Consider the following 18,087-nt stretch of genomic DNA (forward strand, 5'->3'; position numbering starts at 1 on the left):
TTTGTCTACCCTCCAATCGCGGCTCGCCCGCCCGAGTGCTTAAATAATCGGTGAATAAAATAATCAACCAATACCATAGATTGACCACCTTCTAAGTGATGCCAAGTATAAACAGGTTTTCCGTCTTGCTTTGCTGTTAAAGGACCTTGTCTTACAGTACCATTTTTACTGAAAGCACCTGCTCTTTGCGCTAATTCCAAATCGATTTTTGCCAACTTAGCATTCCCTCTAGCAAAATCAATATTTCTTGCTTCTGCCTGTGCTGCTTTTCTCCCTTTACTAGCAATGGTAGATGGATTTAAAGAAGCAAAATCTATTTGAACTTTACCGTTATTAGGTATTGCACTTAAAAGATCACCATCAAGCCCTTTTCTAACACTGTAAAAGTCAGGATACCCGTCAAGATCATATTTAACGCTAAGTGTATCATTTGAAGAAAGACCAAATCTTTTCATCGTTCCACTATCAGGTGTCATTTCTAGCCTAATTCCACCTTTTACGCGAACAACTCTTCTCACTCCATCAACAGGCAAAGGGTTCCAAGTTGAATTTTTTGGTTTTAAGTCAGGCCAAGGAATCGAGTCTCCAACTTTCACATTTCTAATTGATGTTGGTATATCTAGTCTTAGAGAATTGCTGTTTGAAACAACATCATCCAACGAAATCGGTGGTCCCCTCTTACTCTCACTGAGCGGTATGGGTTGATTCGCTTTTGCCTGTTTTTCCTGATAGGCTTTTGCCGGGTCATAAGGCTCTACGCCCATGGTTGAGGGCCTGTCATTGGGTCCTAAAGGTTCTTCAATCAATGGCTTTGAAGTCGTGAAAGCTTCTCGTTCATGAATAATCACTGCACCTGAAATAATCGCTTTGCCTAGTAAATCAATCGGTTTGGCTGTGTTGGTTGATGCAGGCGGTGAAATTGATAAGGTTTCAATTAACTCATTGAATTGTTTATCAGAAAGATTGAGGCTTTGAACGAGCGAATGCGCTTTTGTTAGGTCGGTTATTCTTTTTAGTGGCAAGGCAGAATGAGTTAAGCGGTAATAAGCGGGTAAAAAACGGTAGGATAGTCCATACGGATTGTTAAATTGTAGTCTTTCAATCTTTACATTGACTGGATTAATTTTAAACATTAACAGCTCTCGTTTGGCTAAACACACAGCAATATATTTTTCGATTGAAGACCAGGGATTGGCATTTTTCCAACTCTGATAACCGCTGGTTGCGAGAGCAAGGTTTTGCCAATCGTTTGATATCTGCTCTAAGCGTTGTACCAGAAATAAAGCCTCATCACTATGCCAAAAATCCAGTGGTTTCAATAAGGCTGGAACAAACCTCATGTCACAGAAGCGTATTAGCAGGTAACTTTTTTGGAAACAGTCTTGAATAATCCGAAGAATGGACATAACAACAAAAATCCTTTTTTGAAAAATGGTGTATCAATTTTTATGTTAATTAGCGAGTCAAAATGATGGGGAGGGAATTTATCATTATTATTTTTATATCGCTATAAAAAAACAGAAACAGAGTCTGTTTTTTGACAGAGTTCACAATATATTACCACCACAAGATGATCAATACCCCAGTAAATTACCTGATGCAGCTTTGTGCTCAGTAAAATTTAGCTGAGCACATTTTTTAACTTTGCTTTAAAACATTAATCCCTAACACAGCCATATCCATTCCATCAAAAACCGGAAAACCATGTTTTTCAAAAACCACTTTATATTCTTGATAAGGTACACCCGCATCAATCACAATACCAATTAATCGGCTTTGAGCAGCGGCTAAATTTTTTAGTTTTTTTGCAAACGCTTCTGTTTCTATTAACTGGTGAGTATCCAACTTTTCAGATAAAGGAACCAACCCTAAAATAACAACACCTGCGCCATCATTAACTAATAATTCAACACAATCAAAATAAACCGACTCATTCGCCATTGGTGTTAAATCTAATGGGTTAGAAGCAGCCACTAAACCATGTAACTGATGCTTACTTAAAATAGTTTTTAATTGTTGATAACTCGTTTGATCAAATTCATACAAACGTCCCGGATCATTATCGCCTAATATATCCACACTACCCACAGTTTCATAACCAGCATTGGTTACTATGGCCAATTTCCCCAAGTTCTTTAATGCCGGATAAGCAGCCATCCATTTAAACACCGTATTAAACTGATTAAAAGACTCGACCAGTACAGCGCCTGCTTTTTGTAATAAACGTTTTTGCACAAAATAATCGCCGGTCATGGCTCCAGTATGCCCGGCTGCGGCAGTTTGTCCTAGTTGAGAACGACCACCTTTATAAATAATGACATGCCTATTTTCACGACGAAATGCCTCAACTAACTGAGCAACAGCACACACATCTCCATCAACAAAACCTTCAACATAAACTCCTAACACTTGAACCGATTTATCTCTTTGCATTAATGCCATAAAATCAGACAACTTCATGTCCAACTGATTACCAATTGAAAAACCGTACTTTAAACTCAAATTAGAATGCCTGGACAAACGCGTAATTAAAAATGCACCACTTTGACTAATTAAAGCTACTGGTGAATCTGGATTAAAATTAACATTGAGTTTTTTTTGTGGAATAAATAACGTATTCAGCTTTAAAGGAGATAACAACATCCCTAAACCATTAGGTCCAACAATAGCGGGACACCAGCGATTATTTTCTCGATGTTTAGCCACTAACCGGGCTAAGCGCTCTCCGTGTCCATCTTGATCAGCCCCATCACCAATACCCCCAGCAACAATATAGATCACTTCAGCCCCGCCACCTTGCTGACAAATTTGCTCTATCATATCAACACTGGCTTGGGCTGGTAACGCCATAATCAAAATGTCGACAGGTTCATTAACTAAGTGAGCAATATCTGGAACACAAGCAATATCAGAAAACTGTTTTATATCGGGTTTAACAATCACCATTTCATTTTTTTTCAAGTTTGATTGTTTTATATTTTCTAAAATTAAACCACCTATATTACCTTTTTTCTCAGAAACACCAACAATACCAATTTTTTTAGGGTTTAAAAAAGAGCTATCTTGTAGTGGTATTGGACAAGCATGTTGCTCTGCTGCTTCATTTTTTAAACCAACGCCATCTAAAGCAACAATCTCTCCATTTTGATTAACTACAAATGGATTGACTTCTAATAATTCAATATTGTCGCGCTTCATAATGGCATCTAGTGCCCATAGGCTTTTTAAAAATTTTAGTAATGTTTGACGCGTCAACATAGCGCTTTGCTGACGAACTTTACCTAATAAAATCTTACCTAGCCAGTGCTGTTCTAGCTCATCTAAAGCCTCTTCTGGTGTATAAACTGAAGCAGGCCAAACTAAGATCGATTGCTTCATTTCTCTCGCGAAGTCTTCCGTTAAAATTCCTCCAAACCCAAAACTAATAATGGCACCACAACATTTATCTCGTTGAAGACTCACAAAAATCTCAGTTGGCATTGCCTTCCCGGTTTGAAACTTCACTTGCTCGCATACTAATAATCCCAACCATTGATATTGCTCAGTTAAAGACAAAAACATTTCATCATAAATATCAGCACTTTTTTCAATACTAAATGAATCAAATTTTAAAGCCCCAACATCTGACTTATGCCACAAATCAGTAGCGACACCCTTCAATACAACAGGAGTACCATGAGCTAAAGAAACATTGGCAAAATCAGCTTTGTTATTGATAAAAAAATGTTTTGGTGTATTAATACCAACTTCAGATAAATATTGGTAAATTTCATTTTCAGGAATAAAAAGGGCTTTTTTCACAGCTAAACCTTGATTAATCGATAGATAGTTTGCCAGATTATCGGTTCGAGCCGCATAAAGTGATGATATAGATCAGGGCAAACATAATAGAAATACGAATATGCATATAGGCTTAACCAATCAAACCCACAAATACAAATAAGAATCATTCTACCAAACAGACACATTTTGTTAAATTTATCTATTAGTCTCTGACTAAAACCTAGTGTAAATTAAACCAATAGTATTTAGCTTGTTCCCTTATAAACTAAAAATTTCAACTGAGATAAGTATCAACTTATCGCTAAATACTACTATTATTCATAGGAATAAAAATATACTCATTGGATGATTTCGCTTTCAGACTGACCCATTTGCGGTTTACTTAACTTTATGTCTTTACAAAAACTTTATCAAAATGAAATAAAACAACATGCGCGTAATCCTATCGGAAATAAATTGCGCTTTATTCCAACCCACCAAGCAGAGGGTTATAATCCTAGCTGTGGTGATGAGCTTAATATTTATCTACAAATTGAAAATACTCCTACACAGCAAATTATCAATATTGGCTTCGATTCTGATGCCTGTGCCATTTGCACTGCTTCAGCCTCTTTACTTTGTGAGCATTCTCAAGAAAAAAATATTTCTCAATTAAAAGCAGATACACAACTTTTAACGAATGCCCTAAAAAGTAAAGCGCCATTAAACATTCCAGCATTAAACTGTCTGATTAATGTTGCTGAACACCCCAGTCGCATCAATTGTGCTCTTTTACCCTGGGACACATTGCTACAAGCCGCACTTAGCGCTTCTCCTAGTAATAAACCATCTATAGATGGGAGACAATAATGGGTCTGCTATCAGCACTAGATGAATATCAGCCAGAGGCAGATTTTATTTTAGCGGTTATTACTAACACCGAGGGCTCTACTTATCAAAAAACAGGCGCACTCATGCTAATCAATAACCAGTTAAAATACTGGGGGCTGCTAAGTGGCGGATGTTTAGAGTCTGATATACAAGCACACTGCCAAACCGTTTTTGAAAACCGACAAGATACTACTCTCCAATACGATATGCGTGGTGAAGATGATTTAGTTTGGGGGTTAGGTTTAGGTTGTAACGGCGCGTTAAATATACGGTTAAAATTTTTACCCGCATCTAATCAACACTATGGCTTTTTTGAGATATTAAAAAAAGTCGAAACTGGTAATGATTATTTATTAATGATTGATGCTAAAAATCAGTATCAATTACATTTCGAAGCATTACAAAAAAATCAGAAGCAACTGAATAGCTCGGGTAGATTGATAACCATACCGGAAAAACCGGGCTATTTTAACGGTCAATTATTAATACCTCTTAAGGCCCCACAGCACATTTTAATTTGTGGCGCCTCACCTGATGTGCCACCCGTTACTAACATTGCAAAACAACTAGGCTGGAAAACAACCGTTATTGATCACCGAAAAGAATTTGCACAAGCTCACTTATTTCCCGCTGCTAATCAGGTTATACCAATCAAACGAAGCCAGTGGCCTCAATTTAATCTCAATACTTTTGATGCGGCGGTTATCATGAGCCATCAATTTGAAAGAGATCAAGCCTATCTTGCTCACTTAATTAATAGTCATTTACCTTATATTGGTTTGCTTGGTCCATCTCACAGAAGGGATCAATTACTAAAACAGTGCAAAACCAGTTTCTCTCAGCATGAAGGTCGAATTTATGGCCCTGTAGGCTTAGATATTGGCGCCGATAGCCCAGAAACCATTGCTCTGGCTATTATTAGTGAAATACAAGCAGTAAAGGCCAATAAAAATGTTGGCTTTTGCTATCAGGATTCAACACGCTAATGCTTAAGCTTGCCAGCATTATTATTGCAGCCGGTAACTCATCGCGCTTGGGTCAACCGAAGCAATTAATCAAACTGAATAACCAAACACTGATTAGCAGAATTACCCAAATAGCGCTGAGCACAACTCATTCAACCACATGTATTTTAGGCGCTAACGTCCAGCAGATAAGTCCGTTAATTAATAACTCTCGGGTCAATATTTTACTCAATCAACAATGGCCACAAGGAATGGGTACTTCAATTGCGCTGGGCATCAGTCAATTACCTTCTCAAACAGATGCCGCTATGATTTTATTATCCGATCAATGGCTGTTAACAATAGAAGATATTAAACAACTCATCAAACAATGGAATGACGCACCAGAAAAAATTATTGCTAGCCAGTATTATGATGAAAAACGACAACAAGAAACTTTAGGTGCCCCTGTTATTTTTCCAAAAAAATATTTTCCTGCTCTACAACAACTTCGCGAAACAGGTGCCAAAAAGTTACTTCAACAATTGGCCCATCATGTTGTGAAAGTACCATTGAGTAATGCAGCATTTGATTTAGATACACCAGAAGATTTAAAACACTTAGTACTATACCAAGCACAAATGAATAAAATTAAAACGGAGAACCATTATGATAAAACTCAATATTAATGGCGTCGAAAAACAACTCGATGTCGATCCTGAAATGCCACTGCTCTGGGTTATCCGCGATATTGTTCAGCTAACCGGTAGCAAGTATGGCTGTGGCAAAGGCTTGTGTGGCGCTTGTACAGTGCATTTAGATGGTGAAGCCGTTCGTTCTTGCGTGCTACCTATTTCGGCTGTTGAAGGGCGTACCATAACAACCATCGAAGGACTTTCGCTCAATGGTGATCATCCAGTACAAAAAACTTGGCACGCCAATAATGTTGCTCAGTGTGGTTATTGTCAGGCAGGACAAATCATGTCAGCTTCTGCATTACTCAATAAAAACAATGCGCCTACTGATGAAGATATCAATCAGGCAATGGCAGGAAATATCTGCCGCTGTGGTACTTATCCGCGAATTAGAACAGCCATTCATCAAGCAGCCAAATTAGCCAGGGAGGTCAAATAAAATGCATAATAATTCTTCAACAATTCAAAATGTCAGTCGCCGTAATTTTTTAAAAGGTTTTGGGATCGCCAGTAGCAGTTTGGTATTAAGCGTTCACTTTACAGATGTTTTAGCGACGACGGCTCATGATACCAACACCGTTTTCTCTCCAGATGTTTTTGTATCAATAGCTAAAGACGGACAAGTAACCATTATTTGCCATCGTTCAGAAATGGGGCAAGGAGTTCGCAGTACACTACCATTGTTAGTGGCAGATGAAATGGAAGCTGACTGGCAGAGAGTTACTGTAGAGCAAGCTTTAGGTGATAGAAAATATGGTAGCCAAAATACCGATGGTTCACGTAGTGTGCGTAAGAATTATCAAAAATTAAAAGAAGCAGGAGCTATCGCCAAAAATATGTTGCAACAAGCCGCCGCTAAAGTTTGGCAAGTACCGATCAAACAAGTTAGCATATATAATCACCAGGCAATGTTAAAAGGAAAAAATAAGACACTTGATTTTTCGAAACTCGTAGAAATAGCAGCAACACTCCCTGTACCCGATAGAAAAAAATTAAAACTCAAAGAAGAAAGTGAACAACGCTACATAGGCAAAGAAAATATCAAACTTTTGGATAGCCATAAAATTATAACTGGTAACACTGAGTTTGGTTATGATGTAAAACTAGATGGATTGAAAGTTGCCGTTATAGCAAGACCCCCAGTTGTTTTTGGTCAGGTAAAGTCTTATGACGCAAGTGATTGTTTAAAAGTAAAAGGAGTTGTTAAAGTAGTCGAGCTTCCTGCATTAGAACCTCCTGCGGCATTTAAAATGTTAGGGGGAATAGCCGTCATTGCTGATAACACTTGGGCTGCTATCGAAGGAAGAAAAAAATTAAAAATAGAATGGGAACATGGACAAAATGCTCAATACAACACCCAGTCTCATGAAGCAGAATTTAAAAAGGCTTTAAAAAAACCTTCACAAGTGGTTCGTCAGCGAGGTAATTTTGAACAAGCTAAAAAGAATGCCAAAAAAGTAGTTGAAGCAGAATATTATGTGAGCGGACTAGCTCATGCCACTATGGAGCCGCCAGCAGCAACGGCCAAAGTAACCAATAATGGAGTGGAAGTTTGGGCTTGCACACAAACCCCACAATCTTCTGTTGGTAATGTAATGCAGGTGCTCAATATCCCTAAAGAAAAAGCCAATACGGTTAAAGTTAATGTGACATTATTAGGCGGCGGTTTTGGACGAAAATCAAAACCTGACTTTGTGGCTGAAGCAGCTTACCTTGCCCATAAAACCCAATTGCCAATCAAAGTATTATGGACCCGTGAAGACGAAATTCAACACGGCTATTATCACTCACCAAGCTACCAAACTCTTGCCGCAACCGTTGATAAAAATAATAAAATCAGCGGATGGCATCATAGTATGGTCAACCACCCTATTGCAGCAACTTTTAACCCAGCAGCCAAAACAGCAGGCAGTGCAGATTTAGGCCAAGCCGACATGATGTATGATGTGCCTAATATTTTGATGGACCTGGGCGACACTGAAACTTTTATGCGCATTGGCTGGGTTAGATCAGTCACCAACATTAATAATGCCTTTGCTGCTTGTTCATTTGCTGATGAACTAGCCCATACAACTGGTAAAGATCCTAAAGACTTTTTACTAGAACTCATTGGCAAAGATCAAAAAATTGATTACACGAAAGATAATTATCAATATGGTAACTATGGTGAACCATTGGATAAATACCCGGCCGATACTAACCGACTAAAAAACGTTATTCAATTAGTCGCTCAAAAAGCTAATTGGGGGAAAAAGCTGGCCAAAGGTCATGGTGTAGGCATAGCAGCTCATCGCAGTTTTTGCAGCTATGTAGCAACAGTGGTTGAAGTTTCTATGAAAAATGGGAAAGTTAAAATAGAATCAATTCATAGTGCAGTTGACGTTGGAAAAGTATTAAACCCCGATCGAGTACGTTCTCAAATGGAAGGGGCGGCAATATTTTCAGCAAGCCTCGCTTTTTATGGCGAAATAACAGCCAAAAATGGCGCAGTTGAACAGTCTAATTTTCATGACTATCAAATGGCCCGAATTGATCAAATTCCAACGATTCATACTCATATTGTTAAAAGCGAAGCGTTACCTACAGGTATTGGCGAACCAGGAGTCCCTCCTTTTGCTCCCGCCTTATGCAATGCAATTTTTGCAGCAACTGGTGAACGGTATCGACGGTTGCCACTAAAACAATTTGGTATTATTTAATTATATTGCAGACAGTCGTAGCAGCAACAAGAGCGATCATTGCATGCTACGACTCAATAAGTATTTTCAATGAAAAAATTAATAAAAAAGAATTAACCTCCCTCTTATTTCTATACATAACTTATCGCTGTTTAAATTCATCTAAAATTTAACTCGATTTTATCTCATAAATCCATTATCTTTAAACTATATGAGATATCTATCACTTCCCAAAGCTTTAAGCTCTCATTTAAAGCAAAGATAGGTTCCTAAAATATAATATATCCAAAACATTTTGCCTGCACATGAAACCGCAGCATCTATGGATGGTAAGCTGATTCTCACCATGTCGATTGAGGTAGTAATGAATAATATAATGCTTTTTTTAACTTCTGCGCTGATTTGGGGTTCAACCTGGATCATGATTACCTTTCAGCTTGGCAAAGTTGACCCAATTATATCAGTGGTTTATCGTTTTTTTTTAGCCAGCTTATTTTTATTTATTTTTTGCTTTTTGCGTAAAAAATCATTTAATTTTACTATCAAAGATCATGGGTTAATTTTATTACAAGGCTTACTACTCTTTGGATTTAATTACTGGCTAACCTATATTGGTATTAGCAAGATTACCAGTTCATTAGCCGCTATTTTAAGTACAAGTATTGTTTATTTTAATGTGCTTTTTTCCTACCTATTACTGGGTGATAAAATTCGCAAAGAAGTCCTCGTTGGTGCAACAGTAGGGGTGGTTGGTATTATTTTGATATTTATGCCTGAACTGAAGTTTGAACAAAATAAAGAAACCGTTTGGTATGGCATAGCACTAGTGTTATGTGGCAGCGTCTTCGCTTCTCTCGGCAATATCATTTCAGCCAAAACGCAACGTCGAAAAGTCCCTGTTATTCAAGCCAATGCCTTAGGTATGGGCTATGCGTCAATATTTATTGGTACCATCGCATTATTGAACGGTTCCAACTTCACATTTGACTATTCTGCAAGCTATATCGGCTCGCTACTTTACTTAGCCTTATTTGGCTCTGTCATTGCTTTTAGCGCGTTTCTTACATTAGTAGGACGAATAGGTCCAGACAAAGCGGCTTATGTTACATTGGTATTTCCAGTTATAGCGATGATCCTATCAACATTTTTTGAGAACTACAGCTGGACTTTAGAAGGCGTTATAGGGCTTTTTGCCATACTAATTGGCAATTTTATCGCAATGGGAAAATATCGAAATTTATCCTTTTATAAACGCTTGAAGCAAAATAAATCAGTCGGTTCGTAAGAAGCTGATAACTAAGCTTTGCACCATTACAGCACTTTGTATATAACCATAAGCTATTTGGTTATCTAACAGAACTTAGGTAACCTGCCATTGAGTTTATTTGGATGGCTAAACCTCCATTTACTACTTTTTGTTATATGCAAACTTTCTATCATAAATGGTAATTGTTCGCATGATAACATCAAACAGATGATAGATAATCAGGTGTACATAAAACGTCTATTTTATAGCGCTTTAAGAGTGTTAACCGACTAAAGCATGTTAACAGATTACTGTATATGTACACAGAGCTAAATATAACTGAAAAATTAACTAAACGAATCACTATGCTCACTAACATGACCGGCATTATTATTATTATCGGAACCACGACAATTACTTGTCGAATGGTCATAGGCTGATACGTTAAAAAATTATTCCAAAAAAGCCCGTGACTCTCTTAAGATTCACGGGCTTTTTTTTAGTTGAGAGAAAAGATGCAAGTATTAAAATTTGGTGGTTCGTCACTCGCAAATGCAATCTGTTTTAGCAAGGTTGCTAACATCATTCACGATTGTCAAAAAAATAGCTCTGTTTCCACTGTGGTTTCAGCACCGCAAGGTATAACCAACAGTCTCGTTGCTTTAATTGAGAACTTAGATAGCAATGGTGATCAAGTCAAAACATTAATGACTAATATTCAACAGCATTTCCAGCAAATTTTAGAAGAAACGTTTACCAACTTTTCAGCTATTAATAAAAACTCAACGCTTGATGAATTTAACCAGCTCATTGAAAAACTAGATCAGCTAGTTCAAGGCACTAAACTATTGGAGCATTGTCCGACTTCAACTCAAGCCCAAATATTAAGCACCGGAGAAAAATTTAGTGTTATTTTACTCAAAGCTTTTCTCAACTCGCTTGATTTAAATGTACAAACAATCGACCCAGTCAATTTTCTAACCACCGATGATAAATCAGTAGAACCAATTGCCGACTTAGATAAATCCAAAAGCCGCTTTTTACAAGCTTATTCGTCTCCAGCTAACGTTTCTTTAATGCCTGGTTTTTTTGGCGTTAAACCTTCAGGGGAAATGACAACGCTAGGCAGAAATGGCTCAGATTATTCCGCAGCAATTCTTGCAGTGTGTATTGAAGCTAAATCATGTGTCATCTGGACTGATGTTAACGGGGTTTACAATGCCGACCCACGCTTAGTTCAAGATGCACAATTAATTAAAAAAATGTCATACCATGAGGCAATGGAACTTTCTTATTTTGGAGCAAAAGTATTACACCCAAAAACAATTTCTCCACTCTCACTACATCAAATTCCTTGCTACATTAAAAATACTCATGAGCCATCTCAACCAGGTACATTGATCTCAAATGAGTCGTCAGAAGGTGATACGGTTAAAGCCATATCAAACCTTTCAAATGTTGCCATGATCAATGTTTCTGGGCCAGGAATGAAAGGAATGGTCGGTATGGCTAGCCGAGTTTTTTCTGCCATTAGCCTTGCAGATATTTCGGTAATTATGATTAGCCAGTCGTCAGCAGAATATTGCATTAGTTTTTGCGTTCCCGGAAATGAATCGGATGCCGCATTAGAGTGTTTAAACGAAGAATTTAAATTAGAATTAAAAAATGAGTTACTAGAACCAATATCGGTCAAAAGAAACCTTGCCGTTATCACTTTAGTTGGCGATAGAATGCAACAACAAAAAGGCATTGCCGCTAAGTTTTTTAAAGCGTTATCGCAAGCGAGAGTCAATATTATAGCGATTGCACAAGACTCATCGGAACGAAGCATTTCAGCCGTTATCCGTGATCAACGCACTGACGATGCGGTTAAAATTTGTCACCAGAACTTGTTTCTGAAAAAACCGACAATCGATGCATTTGTGATAGGCTGTGGTACAGTGGGTAAAGAGCTCATCGCCCAAATACAAAAACAACAACAATGGCTAAGTGACAAGAATATTGCACTTAACTTAGTCGCCATTGCCAATAGCAAACATTTGTTGTTAAATAAAAATGGCATTAACCTTTCTGGAAACTGGCAAAACTTACTCACTGAATCAAAAGAAACCTTTTCATTAGACAAACTCAATCAATTTGTTTCTGAATCTCACCTCAACAATCCTGTGATTATTGACTGTACAAGTAATGAAGACATCGCGATGCAATACGATGCTTTTCTTACAAATGGTTTTCATGTAGTAACAGCCAATAAAAAAGCGAATACTGCAAGCTTTGATTATTATCATAAGCTCAGAGCAGCAGCCGATCTCAAACAAAGACGTTTCTTATACGAAACTAACGTTGGCGCAGGTCTCCCAGTCATTGATAATCTACAAGGCTTATTACGGGCCGGTGATGAATTAGTACAGTTTGAAGGCATACTATCAGGTTCTCTTTCTTATATTTTCGGTGAGCTACATAAAGGCTTATCGCTTTCACAAGCAACATTAAAAGCGAAAGATTTAGGATATACAGAGCCAAATCCAGCAGAAGACTTAAGCGGGATGGATGTTGCCCGTAAAGTATTAGTTATTGCACGCGAGGCAGGTCTTCAACTAGAGCTTTCAGATATCGAGTTAGAACCTGTCGTACCACAAGAGTTGGCAGAAATAACAGATGCGAGCGAATTTTTACAAAAGCTACCGGATTATGATTCAACTTTCCAACTACAAATTGAAAAAGCTGAAAAAAACAATCAAGTATTACGCTACATTGCCCAAATAGAAAATCAGAAATGTCGTGTTAATATTCAGGCTGTAGACTCAAACCACCCGCTTTATAGTGTCGCAGACGGCGAAAATGCTTTGGCACTCAATACCCGATATTACCAACCTCGCCCTTTTGTCATCAGAGGTTATGGTGCTGGCGCATCAGTTACAGCAGCGGGACTGTTTGGTGATTTACTGAGAACCCTTTCTTGGGATCAAGAACACTAAACATGACAATAAATTATACGCAGGAAAAATAGAATGTCAGTATCAGTATTTGCACCTATTTCAATCGGTAACGTGAGCGTTGGCTTCGATACCCTTGGTTTAGCAATTTCCCCTATAGATGGCACTTTAGTTGGTGATATTGTTGATATTGAAACCCTTAGTGACAATTCACAGCCCAGTGAGTTTGTATTAACAGGTACCCACTCTGCCAAACTACCCTCTAACCCACGCGAGAATATTGTTTGGCAATGTTTGCAAGCTTTTAATAAAGCCATGCTTGATAAGCAGCTTGATGTTAAAGCTATAAAAATTAGGCTCCATAAAAATATTCCTGTCAGCAGTGGACTAGGTTCTAGTGCTTGCTCCGTAGTAGCGGCTTTTTATGCTTTGAATGAGTTTTACTCTTGCCCTTTTGAACCATTAGAACTTCTAAAAATGATGGGAGCGCTCGAAGGTGAAATCAGTGGTAGCGTACATTACGACAATGTTGCCCCCTGCTACCTTGGTGGGCTTCAACTCATGTTAGATACACCAGATAAAATAGCGCAAAGTTTGCCAACCTTTGATGATTGTTATTGGGTAATGGCTTACCCTGATGTGGTAGTCAGCACAAAAGCAGCAAGAGAAATTTTACCTGCCGAATATTCTCGACAAACACTCATCCAATTTGGGCAAAACCTGGCTGGTTTTATTGATGCCAGTCATCGAAAAGATAAGAAAACAGCATTCGCTTGCTTAAAAGATGTTGTAGCGGAGCCTTATAGAGATCTCCTGATCCCACAATTTAAACAAGCCAAAAGCAAACTCATTGAGTTAGGCTCTTTAGCTGTTGGAATTTCTGGCTCAGGGCCAACTTTATTTGCCGTATATGACGACTTTGATATAGCCCAAGATGCCAGTAACTGGTTACAACAAAACTATTTACAATCAAGCGAAGGCTTTGTGCACATATGCAAAGTCGACCATCAAGGTACAAGAAAAATTTAATTAACTTACGCTTACCAAACAAAAAGAGAGTTGGACAGTGAAACTTTATAATTTAAAAGACGAGTCACAATCGGTTGATTTTGAAACCGCAGTAAAAACAGGACTAGGAAGAAAACAAGGACTTTTCTTTCCTAAGCAGCTGTTGCCTCTGAACAATATTGAAGCGCTTCTGAAGATGGATGTTCATCAAAGAAACTATGAGATATTAAAACCATTTGTGGGAGAGAATATTAGCGACGAGCAACTCTCTCAAATTATTCAAAAAACTTTTGCTTTTCCAGCCAAACTTAAAAATGTCACAAAAAATGAATACTGTCTTGAATTATTTCATGGGCCAACTCTGGCTTTTAAAGATTTTGGTGCTAACTTTATGGCTAATTGCCTGCAAAGTTTTGTCGATGAAAAACCAATAACAATATTAACTGCTACTTCAGGTGATACTGGTGCAGCTGTCGCTCACGCATTTCATGGTTTAAAAAACATTCAAGTGGTGATTTTATTCCCTAAAGGAAAAATCAGCGAACTCCAGCAAAAAATGTTTACGACACTAGGTAACAACATTCATACTGTTGCTGTTGAAGGTAGCTTTGATGATTGCCAACAGTTAGTCAAACAAAGCTTCGATCAGGCAGAGTTAGTTGAAACAATTGGTCTCAACTCTGCCAACTCAATTAATATTAGCCGACTATTGGCACAAGTATGTTATTACTTTGATGCCTTTGCTCAACTACCAGTAGAGCAAAGAAATGAAGTTGTGGTTGCAGTACCCAGCGGTAACTTTGGTAATTTATGCGCCGGCATTATTGCTAAAACATTAGGCTTACCAGTTAAACGCTTTATTGCATCAACAAATGTTAATGATACGGTTCCAAGATATCTTCAAACAGGTCAATGGAGCCCAAAAGAAACAATTGCCACCATCTCTAATGCAATGGATGTAAGTAAGCCTAACAATTGGCCACGAATTGAGTATTTAATGGATAGTGATCAGTTTGATAGCAATGCTTTAACTGGTGGTGCCGTTGATGAAGATAAAACGGCAGCAACAATGAGAGAGCTCTATAAACACGGTTATATTAGTGAGCCTCACGCTGCAGTTGCATATTCTGGACTACACGAATCATTACAGCCTGGAGAAACAGGTATTTTTCTTGGAACAGCACATCCAGCCAAATTTAAATCGACGGTCGAAGAAATTTTACAATTGGAAATACCACTACCAGAAGAATTAGCTAAATGTTCAGTAAAAGATGATTTATCCACTGAAATGACGGCAGATTTTAGCAAGCTAGAAAACTACCTTTACTCACTAAAAAAGTAGTTTTTTAAATCAATTTTTAACCTCATTCCAACATATTGAACACTTTATTAATAACTAACATTAATAAAGTGTTCTAATCATTTTTTACTATAAATTAAATATTCAAGCTGTAACCATTTTTCTATATCATCACTTTCCAACAAAATAAAATCATAGTGCTTGTTTACATTATCATTTTTATAATCATTAATAAACCGCCCAATAATAGCAATAAGCAATATTCCGCTAACAGCTCGTTTAATCAACTCAACATAACACAATAGATAGCTCCCTAGGAACAAGGCAAACAAAATAACTAGTTCTGCTGCAATTTATACAAAATGAACTAGAATAAATAGGGATGAGACTTTAGTCCCTTCTACCAACCGTAGTTATAATTTAGAAGTGTTTATACCTTAAAAAATAAATGTAGAAAACTAAACTAACCTAAAAATCGCCCAGAGAGAACAAACTAGAGAAAAGCCATGCAAGGTATCGTTTTTACAGCGCTAAGTGATTGTATTATTGAAAATTTTGGACTGGCTACTTGGAATGAAACCCTAGAAAAAGTAGCACCAGAATCAGAAGGTATTTATACATCTAGTGCTAATTATGCTGATGAGGAGCTTTTTGCTCTAGTCGGAGAGCTCTCAAATAAAACGGGGTTGCCTGCTGCTGATCTGGTTAAAACATTAGGTATTTACATATTTCCTTATTTGATTCAGCATATGCCAGATGCCCATCAGCCGGGCATGACACTCAAATCATTTTTACTCAGTGTCGACCAAGTTATTCATAAAGAAGTTAAACGCTTATATCCTAACTCTTACTTACCAACTATTGAGTACTCAGATCCATCAAGTAACCTTCTAATCATGAAGTATCATTCAAAACGAAAACTTTGTCACTTAGCCGAAGGGTTAATTGAAGGTGCAGCACAACATTTCAAAGAATCGATCAACATTGCTCATACTCAATGCATGCATAATGGTTATGATTGTTGCCATATGGAGATAAACCTTGATGGAACACCTTAACAAAAAGCAAACAAATGTCCCAGAAAACCAATATATCAAAGCCTATGAACGAGAGAAAAAATCTCGACAGCTCGCAGAAAAACTACTCAATGATAAAAGCAGAGAAGTTTATGATAATTTAATCAAAATAAAACTGCAAAATGAAACTCTTGAATATCAAAAAAAAGAGTTAGAGTTATTGGTTGAAGTCGCTAATTTCACTAAGCACGAGCTATCTTTTACTGAAAATCTTACTAGATATTTAAATGCTGTTGCTAAATTATTAGAAGCACCTTATGGATTAATTTATTTAAAAGTTAAGGATTCAAAAAAAGAGTTGTCTGCTGATTTTTTTTACCCTAACCAAACAGATTTTCCATCATCACTAAAGGAATGTATAAAAAAAACGCAATCCTTCAATAACGATAGTATTCCTGGTAAAGTTTTAAAAAGTCAAAAAGTTTTTATTTGGAATGTTGATGATAACACCTCAATATCTCCTCAACGTATTACAGTTGCTAAGGAGTTGTCCATAATGGGCGCAATTGCTATTCCGATAAAAAGATTTAACGAAATTGTTGCTGTTGCAGAGTTTGGGATCAATGACTTCAGTAACATTAGAGAATCCACTATTCAAAACTCTGAAACTGCCGCTCTTCAATTAAGTACAGCTCTGGAAAGACGTAAATCACAAAAAAATATTATCGCTAGCTTTGCATCACTACAAAAAGCACACGAAGAATTAAAATCGACTCAAAAGCAATTAATTCAATCAGAGAAAATGGCTTCACTAGGACAAATTGCGGCTGGCGTAGCCCATGAAATCAATAACCCTGTTGGCTATGTCATTAGCAACATCGACACGCTTGAAGAATACACACACACTTTTATATCATTAATTAATCAATATACGGAAGTAGAAAATTTCTTTCTCCAAAATAAGCTTAATGCGATCCCTAAAAAACTTGAGTTAATCCAATTAACTAAAGAAAATGATGACTATAACTTTATAAAAAATGATATAGGTGAAATGCTAGAAGACTCAGCCCAAGGGTTACAACGAGTTAAAGAGATTGTAGCTAACTTAAAAGTATTTTCTCACGCAGGCGATAGTCGACTAGAAGAGCAAAATATTAACCAATGTATCGAAAACACTCTAAAAGTAATATGGAACGAATTAAAATATACCGTAACAGTGAATAAACATTATGGAGAATTACCCAATATAAAGTGCCACATTGGGCAATTAAGCCAAGTATTTATGAATTTATTAGTTAATGCAAAGGATGCTTGTGGAGAACAAGGACATATTGAAATACAAACTCAATTAAAAAATAATATGGTAGAGATTACCTTTTCTGATAATGGTGAAGGAATACCAGATGATAAGTTATCGAAAATATTTGATCCATTTTTCACTAGCAAACCTGTAGGAAAAGGGACAGGCCTTGGCTTATCTGTATCATACGGTATTATTGAACAACATCAAGGCTCAATCCAAGTCACCAGTCAAGTAGGAAAAGGCACTTGTTTTAAAATTTTACTACCTTGTAATATTTCACAAGAAAAATTTTCAAGCTCATAATAGCG

General features: G+C 37.2%; 13 protein-coding genes. 11 read left to right on the forward strand and 2 right to left on the reverse strand.

The genetic code is table 11. From position 1 onward, the window contains the following. Positions 1 to 5 precede the first annotated feature (5 nt). Positions 6 to 1,406, reverse strand: a complete 1,401-nt coding sequence (locus tag ACT5E3_RS17555; protein WP_444994843.1) for an HNH endonuclease — start codon at positions 1,404 to 1,406, stop codon at positions 6 to 8. 232 nt (positions 1,407 to 1,638) lie between these two features. Continuing rightward, positions 1,639 to 3,801 carry an acetate--CoA ligase family protein gene (locus ACT5E3_RS17560; protein WP_444994844.1) on the reverse strand — a complete coding sequence of 721 codons (2,163 nt, stop codon included), beginning with the start codon at positions 3,799 to 3,801 and terminating at the stop codon, positions 1,639 to 1,641. A 372-nt stretch (positions 3,802 to 4,173) separates the two neighbouring features. Here ACT5E3_RS17560 and ACT5E3_RS17565 point away from each other — a divergent pair, with 372 nt between their 5' ends. The 11 genes from ACT5E3_RS17565 to ACT5E3_RS17615 all read left to right on the forward strand — a co-directional run bounded on the left by ACT5E3_RS17565 (position 4,174) and on the right by ACT5E3_RS17615 (position 18,082). Continuing rightward, the gene (locus ACT5E3_RS17565; protein ID WP_444994845.1) at positions 4,174 to 4,632 is read left to right on the forward strand and encodes an iron-sulfur cluster assembly scaffold protein; all 459 of its coding nucleotides are present in this window, start codon (positions 4,174 to 4,176) and stop codon (positions 4,630 to 4,632) included. Then, on the forward strand, positions 4,632 to 5,639 hold the full coding sequence (locus ACT5E3_RS17570; RefSeq protein WP_444994846.1) for an XdhC family protein: 1,008 nt from the start codon (positions 4,632 to 4,634) through the stop codon (positions 5,637 to 5,639). The genes ACT5E3_RS17565 and ACT5E3_RS17570 overlap by 1 nt, the downstream gene beginning before the upstream one ends. Continuing rightward, positions 5,639 to 6,286: a nucleotidyltransferase family protein gene (locus ACT5E3_RS17575; protein WP_444994847.1), complete on the forward strand. Its 648-nt coding sequence runs from the start codon at positions 5,639 to 5,641 to the stop codon at positions 6,284 to 6,286. The genes ACT5E3_RS17570 and ACT5E3_RS17575 overlap by 1 nt, the downstream gene beginning before the upstream one ends. Further along, positions 6,267 to 6,731 carry a (2Fe-2S)-binding protein gene (locus ACT5E3_RS17580; RefSeq protein ID WP_444994848.1) on the forward strand — a complete coding sequence of 155 codons (465 nt, stop codon included), beginning with the start codon at positions 6,267 to 6,269 and terminating at the stop codon, positions 6,729 to 6,731. The genes ACT5E3_RS17575 and ACT5E3_RS17580 overlap by 20 nt, the downstream gene beginning before the upstream one ends. A gap of 1 nt (position 6,732) precedes the next feature. Continuing rightward, the gene (locus ACT5E3_RS17585) at positions 6,733 to 8,991 is read left to right on the forward strand and encodes a molybdopterin cofactor-binding domain-containing protein (RefSeq protein WP_444994849.1); all 2,259 of its coding nucleotides are present in this window, start codon (positions 6,733 to 6,735) and stop codon (positions 8,989 to 8,991) included. Positions 8,992 to 9,334: 343 nt separating this feature from the next. Further along, positions 9,335 to 10,255, forward strand: coding sequence for a DMT family transporter (locus tag ACT5E3_RS17590; RefSeq protein WP_444994850.1), 921 nt, complete (start codon positions 9,335 to 9,337; stop codon positions 10,253 to 10,255). Positions 10,256 to 10,731: 476 nt separating this feature from the next. Next, positions 10,732 to 13,194, forward strand: a complete 2,463-nt coding sequence (thrA, locus tag ACT5E3_RS17595; protein WP_444994851.1) for a bifunctional aspartate kinase/homoserine dehydrogenase I — start codon at positions 10,732 to 10,734, stop codon at positions 13,192 to 13,194. A gap of 33 nt (positions 13,195 to 13,227) precedes the next feature. Next, positions 13,228 to 14,181, forward strand: coding sequence for a homoserine kinase (thrB, locus tag ACT5E3_RS17600; protein ID WP_444994852.1), 954 nt, complete (start codon positions 13,228 to 13,230; stop codon positions 14,179 to 14,181). Positions 14,182 to 14,218: 37 nt separating this feature from the next. Then, complete coding sequence (thrC, locus tag ACT5E3_RS17605) at positions 14,219 to 15,502, forward strand: threonine synthase (protein ID WP_444994853.1); 1,284 nt, start codon at positions 14,219 to 14,221, stop codon at positions 15,500 to 15,502. A 464-nt stretch (positions 15,503 to 15,966) separates the two neighbouring features. Next, positions 15,967 to 16,518, forward strand: coding sequence for a heme NO-binding domain-containing protein (locus ACT5E3_RS17610; protein WP_444994854.1), 552 nt, complete (start codon positions 15,967 to 15,969; stop codon positions 16,516 to 16,518). Continuing rightward, the gene (locus ACT5E3_RS17615) at positions 16,505 to 18,082 is read left to right on the forward strand and encodes a GAF domain-containing sensor histidine kinase (RefSeq protein ID WP_444994855.1); all 1,578 of its coding nucleotides are present in this window, start codon (positions 16,505 to 16,507) and stop codon (positions 18,080 to 18,082) included. The genes ACT5E3_RS17610 and ACT5E3_RS17615 overlap by 14 nt, the downstream gene beginning before the upstream one ends. The last annotated feature ends 5 nt before the right edge of the window (positions 18,083 to 18,087 follow it).

The organism is Aliikangiella litoralis (assembly GCF_052495765.1).